The organism is Micromonospora sp. WMMD737 (assembly GCF_049179055.1).
In the GTDB taxonomy this organism is placed as follows: domain Bacteria; phylum Actinomycetota; class Actinomycetes; order Mycobacteriales; family Micromonosporaceae; genus Micromonospora; species Micromonospora reichwaldensis.
On sequence record NZ_JBMHMH010000001.1, the window covers coordinates 4,690,667 to 4,706,326 of the forward strand.

Annotated in this window: 8 protein-coding genes; 5 read left to right on the forward strand and 3 right to left on the reverse strand. The window is 68.3% G+C overall.

The features are described 5' to 3' along the window. Positions 1-23: 23 nt before the first annotated feature. Positions 24-5,369, reverse strand: a complete 5,346-nt coding sequence (locus ACN27A_RS20565; protein WP_421455894.1) for a DEAD/DEAH box helicase — start codon at positions 5,367-5,369, stop codon at positions 24-26. Positions 5,370-5,382: 13 nt separating this feature from the next. Continuing rightward, complete coding sequence (locus tag ACN27A_RS20570; RefSeq protein WP_421455897.1) at positions 5,383-8,439, reverse strand: hypothetical protein; 3,057 nt, start codon at positions 8,437-8,439, stop codon at positions 5,383-5,385. 178 nt (positions 8,440-8,617) lie between these two features. On the opposite strand from ACN27A_RS20570, the gene ACN27A_RS20575 reads away from it, so the two are divergent. From ACN27A_RS20575 to ACN27A_RS20585, 3 genes are all read left to right on the forward strand, one after another. Then, the gene (locus ACN27A_RS20575) at positions 8,618-10,441 is read left to right on the forward strand and encodes a serine/threonine-protein kinase (protein ID WP_421455900.1); all 1,824 of its coding nucleotides are present in this window, start codon (positions 8,618-8,620) and stop codon (positions 10,439-10,441) included. A gap of 253 nt (positions 10,442-10,694) precedes the next feature. Continuing rightward, entirely contained in the window at positions 10,695-10,856 is a 162-nt protein-coding gene (locus tag ACN27A_RS20580) for a hypothetical protein (RefSeq protein WP_421458541.1), read from the forward strand. Positions 10,857-10,972: 116 nt separating this feature from the next. Next, entirely contained in the window at positions 10,973-11,560 is a 588-nt protein-coding gene (locus ACN27A_RS20585; RefSeq protein WP_421458542.1) for a transposase family protein, read from the forward strand. 101 nt (positions 11,561-11,661) lie between these two features. Here ACN27A_RS20585 and ACN27A_RS20590 read toward each other — a convergent pair whose 3' ends face one another. Beyond that, entirely contained in the window at positions 11,662-12,894 is a 1,233-nt protein-coding gene (locus ACN27A_RS20590; RefSeq protein WP_421455902.1) for a DNA cytosine methyltransferase, read from the reverse strand. Positions 12,895-13,495: 601 nt separating this feature from the next. Between ACN27A_RS20590 and ACN27A_RS20595 the strand changes: the two genes are divergently transcribed. Together ACN27A_RS20595 and ACN27A_RS20600 are read left to right on the forward strand one after the other, a co-directional pair. After that, positions 13,496-14,284, forward strand: a complete 789-nt coding sequence (locus tag ACN27A_RS20595) for a hypothetical protein (RefSeq protein WP_421455905.1) — start codon at positions 13,496-13,498, stop codon at positions 14,282-14,284. After that, positions 14,271-15,521, forward strand: a complete 1,251-nt coding sequence (locus tag ACN27A_RS20600; protein WP_421455907.1) for an XRE family transcriptional regulator — start codon at positions 14,271-14,273, stop codon at positions 15,519-15,521. The genes ACN27A_RS20595 and ACN27A_RS20600 overlap by 14 nt, the downstream gene beginning before the upstream one ends. Positions 15,522-15,660: the final 139 nt, after the last annotated feature.

Here is a 15,660-nt window from a genome sequence, read left to right on the forward strand (position 1 = left end):
GTGATGTCAGGTCTTCCCGTCAATTAGGCGGACATCAGCTTGGCCATCAAAGCGCCTGGCCGGCGGAGGAGATCGAAGGACGTCTCGAGCAGGACGCCGCTGTGCTGCCGACGGATGCGGTCCACCCGCAGGTTGGCGGACGTCGAGGACTGGTCCTCGAACGGGTGAATGATTGCCAGTGGCCGCCGCCCGCGCGCCTGGATGATCGGCACGTCGCCATCGACTTCGACCGTGAAGGAGAAGTCACGGGCGAACTTCTTCGCCGCGCTGAGATCGCGATCAAGCTGACGGTCGATCGCCAGCGGTCGTCCGCGCAGGAGGTCCAGCAGGTCCACCGCCAGCCGCCAGTCCAGCAGCGGGTGCCAGGCACGGTTGTTGTAGTCGCGCAGGCAACTGTGGCAGCTGGAGTCGCAAGGCCGGCCACCCCCGTGCACGCAGAGTGCCTTGGCGTGCCGGTCGGCCTCATCGAAGAGGACGTCGATCTTGTCGGCCAGTCGGGACGCATAGCCGGCGCCGTTCTCCAGGGTATCGGCGATGAACAGCTCGCCGAGCAGGTGCTCGTCCCGCTTGCGCGGGTGTACGCCGACCTGGATCTCATCCGGGCCGATGTCCAGCCACTTGACCGCGGCGTCGCGCAGCAGGTAGCCGAGTGAGGCCCAACCGCCGCGTCCCGCCGCAATCTGCGGGTTGACCACCAGCCCGGGCTCGAGCTGGTCTAGGCCGACGACGAGCACGTCGGTCCGCCGCCGGGCGGCGAGGGCGACCGGCGGACGTGGCGTGCCCTCCGGGGTATGCCCCCAGAGCCTTGCCCGATCCTGGCGCTCCTTGTCGGCGACCAGCGTGATCTCGATCAGCCCGGGAGCCGGGTACGTGTTCTTCTGGACGACGCGCTTGGCCGGGGTGAACTGAAACAGTTCGCCGTTGTTGTCGTTGACCGCCAGGATCTCGCTGTTCGTCGACCGGACCACCGCGTTCTCGTAAGTCCGGTCCGCCGTCTCGTCCAGAGCCAGCCGCGGCTGGGAGGCACGCGCGGTCGGCTCGCCAAGCTGCTCGTAGTCTCGGGGCCAGTATGATGCCCGATAGCCCAACGGCTCAGCCAGGCTCAACTGGGCGAATTCGGGCTCGCCGGCACCGCAGTGCGGGCACTTCTCGACCGGGTCGTTCGTGACGCCGAGGCAGGACCGGCAGATGCCGGCGACGCGGGGTTCGCCCAGCGGATCCTCGGCGCTCTCCTGCCAGCTTCCGTCGGGACGGCGCAGATAGTCCACCACGCCGACCGCGGTGTGCACGGACTTGTCCTTGACGATCTCCGAGCCCGGCGCGAACTCGGAGATCGCGATCCCGGCGTCGCGGTCCAGCGTGCTCGGCTCCTCCCAGCCTCGTGGCCGGTCGGTGTAGAGCACGCGCACCTGGGTGGGGAACCCGAACATCGGCAGCAGGCCGGCCTGGGCCAGCGCCTCCGACAGCTCCGGCACCCGCGCCGCTTTTGCCACCGCCGCGATCTCGTCGGCCAGCCGCGTTGCCGCCCAGGTGGCCAGGTCATCGGCGTACGTGTCGGCCAGCAGGGTGCCGGCGAGCAGGCCACGGGCGACGTTCGCCCACTGGTCGTGCCCGGTGGCAAGCGTCTCCCGGACCACGTCCGCAAGACCGGGATGTTCCGCCCAGGTCCGGGTCGAGCCGAACTCGCCGTGCACGCTGCGGCCGCCGTCGAACCCGACCCGCAACGCCGCGGCGCGGAAGACCTGGGTAAGCACCTCGGCGGTGAACGCCCGCCGAAAGATCGGCTCGGACCGCATGTCGAGGAACGGCTGCGGCGGCTCGTCGCCGGTGATCGAGGCCGGGTTCGCGAAGTAGTGCTCGTCGTGGCTGCGGGCACCGCGGCAAACGGTGAGCGCGACCGCGAGGTGCTCGCTGCGCCGCCCGGCGCGACCAACCCGCTGCTGGTAGTTGAACCGTTGCGGGGGCATGTTGGCCATAACCACGCCACTGAGGGCGCCGATGTCCACGCCCGCCTCCATCGTGGTCGTCACCGAGAGTACGTCGATCTCGTCGACCGCCGGCACTTCGGTCCCGTCCAGGAAGACTCCCTGGAAGCGCGCCTGCCGGGCCTGTGCCTCGAGCGGGTCGGTCTGTCCGGTGAGTTCCTCGCAGTGCAGCCGGAAGGCCCCGCCGTCCTGGTCGGCGAGCCACGCGTAGTAGTCGTCCTTGTGCGGGTCGAACGGCTCCGGATCGGCCGGCAGCGGCCGTTTGCAGGTGACGCAGATGCCCGCGCTGGCGTGCAGGTGCTTGGTGCGGCAGGTCAGGCACCGCCACACCTTCGGCTGATCGGCCAGTGCAATGCGCATCTGCCCCGGATCGACGCGGTACCCGGAGGACTCGCCGGCCTTGAGCCGGGCGCCGAGGGCCTCGAGTAGTCCTTCGCCGTCAAGACCACTCCCGTGCGCCGCCGCCACCTTGTCGGCGTACTCTTTGAGTTCCGTCGGCCAGTCGAACACCGCGTCCTGGGTCCACGGCAGCCGGCGGCGCCGCCCCAGGATCCGCAGTGTCGAGCAGGCGAACTCGTGGGCGACCCGGGCATCGAGGGCGCCGAGTGAGACCGGCGCCGCAGGCACGACGTGCGCCACCCCGAGCGATTCGACGTCCCGGTCGCCACCCGCGAACACCGTCGCGACCACCTGCTCGGCGAGGGCCTTCTCGATTCGGCCGAGCAGGTTCCTGGCGTCGCTGTCGAGCACGCTACCCCGGTCGCGGACCGGGTTGGTATCCCAGTCGTAGAGCGTGGTCCACGAAGCGTCGCCCACCTTACTGCGGCTGGGTGCCGGTCCGCCAGGATTCACTCCGAGCGCCAATAGCATCGGCTGGAGGTCCCGGACGAGGTCGATGAGGCTGGGCCGGCCGCCTAACCGCTCGGTGACCGCGGCGAGCGCGCGTTCGTCGCCTGCGTCCAGGGGCGGGAATCCGCTCATCTTCTTGAGCACGGCAGCGGCGCCGTCCCGGTCGGCGGCCTGCAGGCGGTTGAAGAACTCACTGACCTCCGGTGCCTTGTCGCCGTCGAGCAGCCGCTGCAGCAGCGTCCCGTCCCCCGACTGGGCGCGCAATAACGTGAGGAGCAGGGCCCGGATCAGGTCGAGGTAGTGGGCAAGCTCGAGGTTCGCGGACACCCGGGCAGCGCCCTGCCGGCTGTCCGAGAAGGCCACCAGCCGGGAATTCAGCCGCCGCTTGAGGGCACCGGTGAGGACCTGGTTGGCGCGGTCGAAACCGACACCCTGCGTACGGATCGACGACCGCGACCGCTGCCGGTCCTCCACCCGCTTGCTCTTCTGCACCCATTCCTTGTCGTCGCCGCAGGACGGGCACCGCGTGGGGAACGCGGGCATCCGGTCCTCCGCGCCGTCGGCCGCCAGCACGAACACGTATCCGGTGGGCTTTCGCTTGTTGTTTAGGTCCAGCAGCCCGGTACCCGGCGAATAGCTAACGCCGACGAACCGCATCTTGTAGACCGGAGCCTTGGCGTCGTTGCCAATCCGGGTGCCGGTGCGCTGCCAGGACTTGGTGACCACCGGCTTGCGGTCGGTCGGCCAGTAGACCCGGTAGTTCTGCGCGTTTCGACCGGCCGGGGCACGGTCCGGAAGCTCGTCTAGTGAGGCGATCGAAGAGACCAGGAAATCGCGGTTCCCGGCGCGCGCCACGTACCCGCCGAGCAAGCTCTCACCGCACGACTGGCAGTACAGCAGCTCCAGGACGCGGGCACCGCACTCACAGGTAAACCGCTGCGACGCGTACAGCGCACCCATGCGCCGCTCGGGCGAGCGCAGCTCGGCGGGCACCTCGGAACACTCTGGGTCGGTGCACGCCCAGAGGCCCTGCAGCGTACGCACGAAGAGGTGCCCGCGCAGCCGGGCGGCCGGCGACGCCTGCTGGCCCAGCAGGCGGACCAGATGGTCGAGCGCTTTGCGTGCCTGATCCGGGTCAGCGCCGGGAAACAGCCGCTCGGCGACGGTGGTCACCGAGCGCGGTCGGAAGCCGTCGTCGCCCGACATGGCCAGCGTGAACGCCCGCTTGACCGATTCGTCGGCCGGCAGGTCGTCGACGGTAGCCGTCCTCGCCAGCAGCGGCTCGAGTAGACGGCTGAGGTCGTCCGCGCCGGCCGGCTTGCTGGGGTTGGCCTTGATGAAGGTGAAGCTCCTGCTGCCGTTGCGCGCGAAGAACTCCCCGAGGAAGGCACGGCCCTCCTCGTCGTCCTGAATGCTGGCCGACGTGCCGATCACCCGGAGCTGATCGGGGCGCCGGTTCAGGCCGAGCGCGCTCATTAGGCGGCGCAACAGGTAGGCCACTTCGGTGCCGGCGGTTCCCCGGTACATGTGCAACTCGTCGACGACCAGATTGAACTGGTGCGCCGGCGACGCCTCCAGCCAGCGACGGGTCGCCTCGATCATCGGTGCCTCGTCCGAGCGGGACAGCGCGATAGACAGCATGCTGTAGTTGGTGATCAAAATGTCCGGCACGGCGTGCTGCATGTCCCACCGCGAGCGCATCTCCGCACCGTCCAGCGCGGGCAGGAAGTAGCGCGAGGTCCCGGCGATCCCGCCCGCGTCGATGCCCTCTTGCAGGCGCCGGTGCCGGACCTCCGCAGAGCGCATCAGCCGGGCGAGGTGCCGCACTTTCTCGGCGCTCGCGGTCTCCCGGGTGCCTGGCAGCGGGGTCCGGCCAGTGTACCGGCCGAAGTAGAAGCGGTGTCCGCGACGGTGCCGGCCCAGCCACTCACGGGCGGCGGGTGAGTCCAGCGCGGTCCGCAGTCGCACCAGCTGGTCCTCGACGAGCGCGTTCATCGGGTAGAGCAGCAGGGCCCGGATTCCCGCGAGCCGGCCCATTTCGCCGCTGCGCTGCGGCTGGAAGGCGCCGCCCTTGCCGGCCCACCAGCGCGGGGCGCTGGGCGTAGATGCCTGGGTCTTCCAGTCTCGCGACTCCTGCACCAGGCCCGTCACGACCGGCAGCAGGAAGGACTCAGTCTTACCCGAGCCGGTGCCGGTGCCGACGATCACGTCCCTGCCGGCCAGCGACTCGCGGAGCGCCTTCTCCTGGTGCGCCCACGGCGCCGGATGCGGCAGCAGGCCGGCGCCGACGAGCTCGGCAGCCTCTGGCAGGCCGAGGCTGTCGAAGATCTGCTCCCGAGTCGCGGACGATGACGGGTACGACGGCATCAGCTCGACGTACGGGTCGATGAACGCCGTGCCCCGGGCGCTGAGCAGCCGCCGCCGCTCGGCCGCCAGCTTGGCGTCGCGCAGCTCGTAGGCGGTCTCGTAGTAGCGCAGGAACGCGTCCTCGAGGTAGCCCTGCAGCCCGTCCAGGGTGAGAGTGGATGAAGTCATCGGTGCAAGCTCCTTATGCAGCGAGGCGCGTCGTGATGCCAGTGTGATCAGGGGTCTGCGCGAGCAGGCGGGCGACTCGCTCCGCGGTCCGCGCGTCGACGTTCCCGTAAATCCGATAGGGCTTGTCGCCGATGCGAGGCTGGGCGATGCGCGGCGGCAGGCCGGTGCGCAGCACGAGCGCCCGGGACAGCATTCGGGGCAGCGGCAGGTCCACCGGAGCGGCCAGCAGCCGGCGGGCACCCTCCTCGGCCAACAACAGCCGGGTCTTGCCTACCTCCGCCCGAGCAAGCCATTCGCCGACTTCGTATGCGACCCGGACCAATTCGGCGCCGACCGTCGGCCGCCAGGCGTACATCTTCCGGTAGCTGAGCTGGTAGCAGTAGAAGCCAGGGGCGGCGTCGACGGAGACCTCGACCCAATCGAACACGTTCTGCGGCGTGCGCCGTCGCGTCCACATCTGCCGACTCGGCGACATCGTCAGCGGCTCACCGACCAGGTCTAACCGGCGTATTTCGGGCAGCAGGTCCAGCAGTGCGTCGGCCGTCACGCCGGTCAGCGTGACGCCCAGACGCAGGAGACCGGCGCGGATGCTCGCTCGCTGCGCCGGGTCGCACTCTAGATAGATCGCCTGAGGACCGGCAGGTCGGCCTTCGCCGTCCAACGGGCTACGAACGTGCACGGCCCAAGCCTCGGCGGCGTCCGCCACGAGCGGGTCCGAGTCGTCCGGGGTGGCCAGCCGCTCGACCAGCCGAACCGGCCGGGCGCCGGTCAGCACGTACAGCCCCGAGGAGGCGGGCAGGGCCACCAGTGCGGCCGGGGCGACACCGACCTGCCGGGTCCCGTAGTCCCGCTCGATGTGGCCGAGTTCTTCGAGCGTTCGCAGCGCCCGGCGCCACCAGAGCGCCATTTCCGGGTAGCCGTTCCGGTCGCAGGCCCACTCCCAGGCCTCGCCGAAGTCGCGAATCGACGCCCGCCCGTACTCGCGCTCGGAGAGCCAGGTCAGCACATCGTCGTACGGATTGTCGGGGAGCGGACCGTCGTCCACGTCGGTGCGTACGGCGACCTCGGCGGGCCGGCGCCAGACCGTCACGCGTGGCGACGACGGCGTACGGCGGATCGCCATGCTCAGGATCTGCCGGATCCGCGGGTGCGGCGTGCCGAGCCACGACCAGGTGCCGACGGTGGTGGCCAGCCGGCCCAGCACGTCCGGCCGCGGCCGCAGCTCGACCCGGCCGTCCATGCGGGGCGTGCCGGGCGGGACGGCGATCGCCTGGACACTATGCTTGTTGCAGAGCACGACGCAGGCCACCGGGGCGCCCGTCGAGGTGCGGATCGCGGCCAGCACGTCGATCGTGGTGGGCTCCAGGTCGAGCGCACGCAGCCAGTGCGCGATGCCGGGGCGTACCTCGCTAATCTCGCCGTGCTCGGTGATCAAGAGCATTTCGGCCGACGCTGAACGCCGGACCACCATCGGCTCGGCCACTTCGACGCCGGTCAGCAGACCGCCGGCGATCATTTCCGGGGTGCGGTCGCGGATCGCGGAACCGAGAACCGGTTCGCCGCCCGGCTGTCGCTTGACCGGTATGCCGATGTCGCTCGCCGCCGCATGCTCTCGGCAGAAGTTAACCGTGGTGAACTTGAGGTCGCCGAGTGGGGTGCCGATCGTGTGCTTGGCAGGGTCCAGGTAGAGGTCGGCCAGGCGCAGCCGCGGTTGCTCCGCGGCGAGCGGCTGAGGTAAGCCGTCTACTTCTACTTTGGACAGCTCGTCGTCTTCGACGACGAGGTCGGGCTCACCACCGACCAGGTAGGTCGTGTTGCGCAGGCGGAGACCGCCGTGCAGGAGCACCGGCTGGGACTGCGTGGCGGCGACCACACGACCGAGACCCAGGCAGGCGAGGACCGCGGTGTCGGTGGGGCTCACGGTCAGTTGCCGGAACCAGCTCCAGCCCGGCTTGGCCGCAGGGCTCTCCTTGGCCGCCACACCATGCTCGCTCAGCGCAGCCCGTACGGTCGGCAGTCGATCCTGGCGCACAAGGACGTCCGCCGTGCCCCGGCGATCCCAGGAGCGGACCTGGAGCAGGCCGGTGACCAGCGGGTCCCTGCACAGGACATAGACCGGCTCGCCGCCGAACCGCTGCACCACGCCATCGGTGAGCCGGTGCTCGAAGCCCTCGCGCAGCAGCACCTCGGTGGTCACGTCGGTGGCCACTGTGAGTACGCCGTCGGACTCATCGACCGTCCGGAACTCGCCGGAACCCAGGTCGACGACCCGACCCGCGAGGGCGTCGTCCACCCGGAGCACGCCGTGGAACGAGCCCATCCAGTCGTCGTACAGCAGCAGGCCGCGACCGCCGGAGCGGTTCGGCACCCGCGGTCCCTCCTGGCGCCAGCGCGCGGTCTCCTCATCGAGAACGTCGCGGAGGATAACCAGGGCCGGCTCCTCCCGGAAGCGACGCTCCATGTCGGGGCGGCGCAGCCGGAGCCAGGCCAGAAGGTCCGGGAACGAGACCACGCCGCCGCGGGCGGCAATGTACTGCTCGATCTGCAGCCGGTCGGCGAAGCGCACCAGCGCCTGGCTCCGTGCCCAGCCCTGGCGGGACCAATGGTCGTGCGTCACCGCCGTCCGTACGCCGTAGGCGCTGCCCGGACCGTCCAGCCAGGCGTTCCAAACGGTCCAGAGGCTGACCATGTCGTCGCCGTAGCCCGACGGCTCGGTCGGTGTCGCCTCGAAGCCGAGCAGACGGTTCTGCCGGGCGTAGATGCTGTGGGTGCCAACAAGCGGCTCCTCGGTCACCGCGAGGACGGCCATCGCCAGGTGAGCCACGATTGGAGGCTCGCCGGGGAAACCGGTGCGCCGCCAGTGCCGCGCCGCCAGTGCCCCGCAGCGGAACGGGTCGGTTCCCATCGTGGCGCGGAAGGCATGGCAGAAGTCGTCGAGGGCGTCCTGGGCGGGCCAGTCGGAGAGCTTCGCCAGCAGGTTGCGGTCGACGTACAGGTAGAGCCGCTCGCCCGCGCGTCCGCGGTCACGGATGTCGGCGAACAGCTTGGCGTTCCAGGCTGGCAGGTCCACGCTCACCCCTCGGTCACAGCGTCCACTCGGAGAGTTCGTGGCAACCTCCGAGAACACCAGGGAACCAGCCTTTGAAAGCTGTGTCAACAGCCCCCACCTCGCGACGGCGTGTATACCGAGAATGGACACAGCCATGCAAGGCCGTCGTAAAGTGTCAGCACGGCACCGAGGAGGAGATTTGCCCGAGCGCACGCTCAGTGGCGGACGATATCGGCTGGACAGCCCGTTGGCACACGGCGGAATGGGTGAAATCTGGGTAGGTTGGGACAGGAAACTCGACCGGGAGATCGCGGTCAAGTTCATCCGGACTCCCAGCGGCACGCCGAAACCCGAGCATATCCGTCGGTTCCGGCGCGAGGCCCGGATCACCGCCCGCCTCGAGCACCCCGGAATCGCAACGGTCTACGACTTCGGCACCGGCGACGAGGACCAGCCGTTCCTGGTCATGCAGCGCCTGCACGGCATCACGATCGCCGATCTGGTCGCCGAGCAGGGACCGCTGCCGGTCGGCTGGGCCGCAGCGATCGCCGCGCAGGTGTGCGCCGTGCTCGCTGCCGCACACGCGGCGTCGCTCATCCACCGCGACCTCAAGCCCAGCAACCTCATGCTGACCAAGGACGGGTGCGTAAAGGTCCTCGACTTCGGCCTCGCCACGGCGCCGACGCTGGCCGACTACTCCCGGATCACCGTCACCACCGATCAGCTCGGCACTCCGGCGTACATGGCACCCGAGCAGGTCGAGGCGAACTTGAGCGAGCCGGCAACCGACCTGTACGCGCTCGGCTGCACACTGCACGAGATGCTCACCGGCCGCCACGTGTTCGAGGGCAGCCTCTTCACCGTGCTAACCCGGCAGGTCACCACCGCACCGCCGGCGGTTCGCGAGATGCGCCCGGAAATCCCCGCCGAGCTGGAACAGCTCGTCCTGCAACTGCTGGCGAAGAAGCCCGGTGACCGGCCGGGCGGCGCCGAGGAGGTCTATTCGCGGCTGTTGCCGTACGCGGACGCCGCCGGGCTCACCAGCGTGCTCGCACCCGCTCCGGGGCCGAGCCCGGTGGAGAGGTACGCCGCAGCGATGGTCGCTGTCCATTCCGAACGGCCGCCTTCTTTCGCGCCGGCACGGCCCGCAAACACTCAAGTGACTCTCGCCGACGTCGCTGCCGCACGCGAACGCGCCGACCGCCTGATCGGCAACGGCAGTTACGGCCAGGCGGCTTACCTCCTGCGCGGCATGGTCTCTCGAGCGGCTGGGACTTTCGGCAGCACCGACCCTGAGGTGCTGGGCATACGCCGTCGCCTAGCCGAAGCGCTGTACGGTGGCGGCGCCTACCAGGAGGCCGGCCCGGTCTATCACGCGCTGGCCGCTGACCTGACCGACGATGTGCGGGTATTCGACTGTCGGCTCAAGGCGGCGCTGTGCGACGCCTCAACCGGACACACCACGCGGGCGCTCCTTCAACTGACCGACCTCCTAGCTGGTGAGGAACCGCAGAGCCCTCGATCGCTGCTGCTGCGCCGGCAGATTGGGCTCCTTCAGCTGTGTGCGGGGCAGCACGCGGCAGCACAGGAGAGCTTCGGCGCTCTCCTCGACGACCTTCGCCGGCCGGGGCAGGGCCGGGGCCAGGTCGAACCCGACGAGATCGAGAGCCTGCTCGGCTCTGTGAAATCGAGTGTCGACGCCGTCGCGGCCGACGAGGATGCCTGGCGCGAGGTGATACGCCAGGCCGACCGAAGCGAGCCCGCGATGGAGTACCTGCTGCAGGATTTGGTCGGTCGCGGGCTGCCAGCCCCAGTGACCGGTTTCGAGTTGGGCGACGAGGGCCGGCGCGCCGAGCTGGCCTGGCCGGCCCAGAAGATCGCCGTCCTCAGCGGCAATCCGGAGAACGAAGAGCGGGACCGTGCGTTCCGGTCGGCCCGCTGGGATGCCCGCCCGGCTACCGACTGGACCGCCGATGAGCTGGCTGCTCGACTAACGACCTCGTGCACGGTTGCGAATCCTTGAGTATCGATGGTCGTTGTTTATGTCATGGCTGGCGCTGCGATCATGATGAATCCTCGGATGACAAGCATGTCTCGGCAGGTGATTGCGGGCCTGGTCGCGGCACTGGCGCCGCGGTGGCAGGCCCGCCACCGTGGCCTGCTCGCCGCGCGTACGCGTCGTCGCCGCGTCGGCGCTCGCGCAAAGCACCAGTTCGGGTTCACCCGGCCGCCTGCTGGCCACGCTGGTGCACCTGCGGCACGGGTTGACCCATGACGTGGTAGCAGCCTGGTTCGGGGTGCACCGCTCGACGGTCACCCGCAGCGTCGCCGAGGTGCGGCCGCTGCTAACCGAGCGGGGTTGCCGGGTACACGACGGAGTCAGGGCTGCGCACTCTCGCGGGTGGTGGCGTACCTGGGTCACCACCCGCGGCCCTTGATGGACGCCACCGAGGTGCGGGTCCGCCGACCGGTCGAGGCCGGGCGGGTAGGGACCGGTTCGTATCCGGCAAGGCCCGGCTGAACACGATGAAGGCCCTGGTGATCTGCGATCCGGCTGGTCGGCTGTTGTTCTGCGGCGAGACTCGGCCCGGGCTCGATGCACGACCTCACCCAGGCGCGGACCGCCGGCCTTGTCGACCTCCTGCTCCACGCGCCGCTCGGGGTCCAGGTCCTCGCCGACGCCGGCTATCAAGGACTCGGTACCGACACCGCCGGCGTGGTGATCACACCGAAACCCAAACCACGCAAACACCAAAAGTCACTGCCGCCGAGCGTCATCGCCGCGCACGACGCAGCCCGCAAACGGCACTCGTCGCAGCGCATCCGCGTGGAACATGTCATCGGACACTTGAAGAACTGGCGGATCCTGGCCCGCTTCCACGGCCGACGCGAACACTTCGACGCCACCGTCCGCGCCATCGCCGGCCTGCTATCCGACCACCAACACACGACCACCCAAGGCCCTACCAGCCGCACCCCACCGCCGATGAAGCGACTATCAACCACAGCGATTATCGATGTTCAAGAATTCGCATCCGTGCACGAAGTCGTTAGAATAAAAATCCTGGCCATGGTTCCGCCTCCTGCGCGCCTACCGACTGCCGTGCACCCGACGACCCAATGCGTTGCTCCGTCATGGTGACCCGCACCCTTGCGCTTCCGCTCGCCCTACCGTTTCAAAGTGCGCTTCACTAACGAGTCTCGCTGATGCGGATCCGGCAACGGCGAAGGGCAGAAAGCGGATCACTCTCTGGTGGAACCTCCTCGCGACAAGCTAGATGCCGCCTCCCGCGGTGATGGGCCCTTACCGGCGCCCGGGTGAGCCTTTTTGCTGCCTACCAACGGCCGAAAGCGCTCGGGCACCGGCGCCGGCGGAACAGCTGCCGGCACTCGCTCCTCTTGCCGTTCCCGCAACAGCTGAGGTTTTCCCTGTTCCGGCCCCTGCGGCGACGCACCACGTAGATGTGCCAGCAATGCCCGGCCGACCACCTCGGCAAGCAACGGGGGCGTGGCATTCCCGGCTTGCTTGATGCGCTGCCGGTGAGGGCCAACCAGATGCCACTCGTCGGGGAAGGTCTGCAGCCGGAGGCACTCGCGGACAGTCAGCGGCCGGTTATCCCAGTGGAAAGGTCCGGTTGACGGTCCAGGGCTGGCTGACAGAGTCCATGCGGGCTGGTCCTTCGCCAGCTTCAGTAAGAATGACCAGTATCGTGTGCGGTATCCGAACAGCTCCTCACCGCCACCGCGGGCCGTCAGGTACTGGTAGTTTCCGCCCTCCGGAATTGAGGCCAACAGCTCGGCCCAGGTGCCCTGGATTGGCGGAACGTCCGTCTCAGCCAGGTCACCGATCGCATCCCAGGCTCGTACCGGCGCGTCGGCGTGGGTTGGGGATGGCATCTCCATCGCCCGCCCGTCCCGGGTTGCGATGCCGATTACTCGGTTGCGTCGTTGTGGCACCCCGTAATCGGCCGCGTCGACGATTTTCGCATGTAGGTCGTATGCGGTGCCGTGCTTGTTATTGATCGCAGCAAGGCGATCGCTAATGAACGGCGAAGCCGAGATCTTCCCGCGCAGGAATCCGGCAACGTTCTCGATGAACAAAGCCTTGGGCAGAAAGGCCTCCACCAGGTCCAGCATCGCAACCACGGTCTGCGCCCGGTCGTCGTCCATGCCCCTGCGCCCGCTGCTCGCCCACTGAGCAGCCATCGAGAACGGCTGACACGGCGGCCCGCCGGCAACTAGATCTAGTTCCCCGACTTTCATGCCAAGATGCTTCGGCGTGACGGTGCGGGCGGCGACGGTCACGTCGCCGCTGTCCAACTGCTTCCAGGAAGGCCGATTTTCCCGCAGCGTGTCAGCGCAGAAGGGGTCGATCTCGATACAGGCTTTTGTCTCGAATCCGGCATACTCCAAGCCCAGATCCAGACCGCCTGCCCCCGTAAATAGCGAAAGAACCGAGCCATGGTCGCCCTGCACCGTTACGCCACCCTCCAGTCGAGCTTCGTGCCGGTATGAGCTCAGCCCATCTGCCCGACCGTGTCAAGCATGAACATCACTTCGAGCAAAACTTCCGCTCCACCATGTTCCGCAGTGCCGACAGAGCCGCCTCGAACCCGGTCGGGGGACGTGGCTGGTGGGGGAACCGGGTAGATAGGCGGTCGCGGAGAGTCCGACGATGACTCTGGGCGCGCCTGTGAGCGCGGGAGCCGTGGTGATTCCGAGGTCTGCGGTGTAGGCGTGCGGGTCGCTGGAGAGGATCTCTGCGGTAAACTGCCGGTCGGAGCGGCTCTCCGGGTCGCCGGTGACGGCGAATCCGAAGACCGCTCGGCCGATCGGCCCTTTGGGTGTTGCCTGCCAGGAGGGAGTTCGGTCCAACGCGGCTTCGACGTCGTCGGCGAGCCGCATGCCGCTGTCGCGCATCAGCGACAGCAGGGCTTCCAGCTCGGCGAGCCCTTGCTGAAGAAGGCGGCGTGATCTGCGGGAACACACTCAACGTCACCAAAGTGACGCCATCACGCTCAAAACTAAAGCGCAGATGCTAGCCTTCTGCACGCAGGTAAAGCATGAGGGGAGAGTCGTGTCGAAGAAGATCCGGCCGGCAGCGTGGGCGGCGTCCCTGTTCGGCCGCGACGTGGCAGCCACGCTGATGGAGGCCATCCCGTCGGCCATTCAGGCCGCCGTCGGACGGCAGATGGACGGCCACCACGCGGTCCGCCTAGCGTCGCGCCACGCCTTCGGCGGAGGCTGGCCGGCGCGGTACGAGGAACTGGTCAACCACCTCGGTGAGGTCCCCGGCGCCCAGACGGTGCGCCCGCTCGGCAAGAGCTACCGCATCGTCGTCATCAACAACGTCGCCGTGCTGCCGGTGGAGTACGCGAAGGACCTCGCGACCGCCTACGACAGCCCTCGCGCTCTAAAGAAGATCAACAAGACGACCCTGGAGCTGGCGCGGCTCTTCGGTCCCAAACCCGATCATGAACAGCCGGCCTTCGAAGGTATGGAGTCCGAGTCGGACGACCACGCCACCGACCTCCTGCGAGGGCTGGAGCCAGACGGTATCGTGATCATCTACTACGCCGCGCACGAGCGGCACGGGCTGCTCAACATCGGATGGGGCCAGATCAGCGTGAGCCAGACAGGCACAGCGAGCTGGGTATCCGCACAACCCCTCCTCGTTCCGTCCGCAGAACCGATCCCAGGACTTCGCCTGGTAACCCAGCCGTCGGCCTCGACCGCATCGCCGCGATTCGACCAAGCGGAGCTCGCCAGCCCGACACTGCGCGCCCGTACCGCCGCTGAGCAGGCCATCGTAAGCTCCGTAGCCGACCATAGCGACCACCAACAGCGAAGCGATGCCCAGAACTGACGAGCCCGATGATCTGTTCTCTGCCGGCGGCCTTCCCGTGGAGTCGCCCTCGGGGTCAGCCAGTGCTGTCGCCAGGCAGTTCGACTCGGCACGCCTGACACAAGCTCGCCAGCTCGCCGGGCTAACCAAGAAGGAACTCTCCGACCGAGTCGGGGTCAGCGCCGCGGCCATCGGCCAATACGAATCAGGGACGCGACCACGACCCGAGATTCTGATCGCCCTCGCCGAACACCTCGGCTACCCCATCGGCTTCTTCCAGGTCGGGCGCCCTTACGCCCGCCTGGACTCCTCGGCAGCGCACTTCCGCCATCTCCGTGAGACACGCTCCTACCAGCGCGCCAAGGCCGTCTCCTTCACCGAGCAGATCTGGGAACTCATCTACGCCCTCGAACGGCGCGTCTTCCTGCCCCACGTAGACCTTCCCGGGTTCGCCGGCGGCGAGATTCATCCCGGCGCAGGCCTTCCCACCGAGCCAGTTCAAGCCGCCCGAGCTCTTCGCCAGCACTGGAATCTCGGCACCGCGCCCATTCCGCACCTCGTGCGCACTCTTGAGGTCCACGGCATCGTCGTCGTTCATGCGCCAGCCGACGGCGACTTCCGTACCGTGGATGCTTTCTCGACCTCCCGGCTACCACGGCCGTTCATTGTCATCAGTCGCGATCGATCCCAGGATGTATACCGGCAGCGCTTCACCGCCGCGCACGAACTCGCCCACCTCGTACTCCATGCCGACGCCCTTCCCGGTGACTCCAGGCATGAACGGGACGCCGACGCCTTCGCCGCAGAATTCCTCACTCCGCGCGACAGCATCAGCCCTCTCCTGCCCGTAAGGGTGAACTTCGCGGCGTTTGCTGAGCTCCAGCGCACATGGGGTACGTCGATCCAGAGCCTCATTTACCGCTGCCGAGAAGTAGGCCTCTACACGGACACTACTGCGGCACGCGCCTATCGACGCCTCAACCAGTCCAAACCAGCCCTGGAACCTATCGACGGCTTCCCCGGTGAACAGCCGACACTCCTAAGAAGGGCCTTCGAACTGGCCGCCGAGCATGGGCTGACCATCTCCGCGCTGGCGCAGGAACTGCGCTGGCCGGTGGAGCGGATCCGACAACTACTTGGTGCTGTCACCGACCGCCCAACACTCAACCTCATAGCCGGCGGCAAAGCGGCGGAGCAGCCATCGCCAATGACTGATCGCATTCGTCATTTACGGGCAGTTGCTACGGACATGGCCTAACGACCTCCGCTGGGACACGTCTCCAACAACCCCGAGTCTCCGTTCAGCCTGAGCGGCAGAGCCGCATTGACGGGCCTGCCTCGCTCAGTGCCAGGATCCGTGCCAACTTGGCCTCCACAGGCTGGGTGCAGCCGTCGTC

What these genes read in the sequence shown, in the direction of transcription:
- ACN27A_RS20565 (WP_421455894.1), bottom strand. Translation starts at nt 5,369, where the DNA reads ATGACTTCATCCACTCTCACCCTGGACGGGCTGCAGGGCTACCTCGAG.
- ACN27A_RS20600 (WP_421455907.1), top strand. Translation starts at nt 14,271, where the DNA reads ATGCCCAGAACTGACGAGCCCGATGATCTGTTCTCTGCCGGCGGCCTT.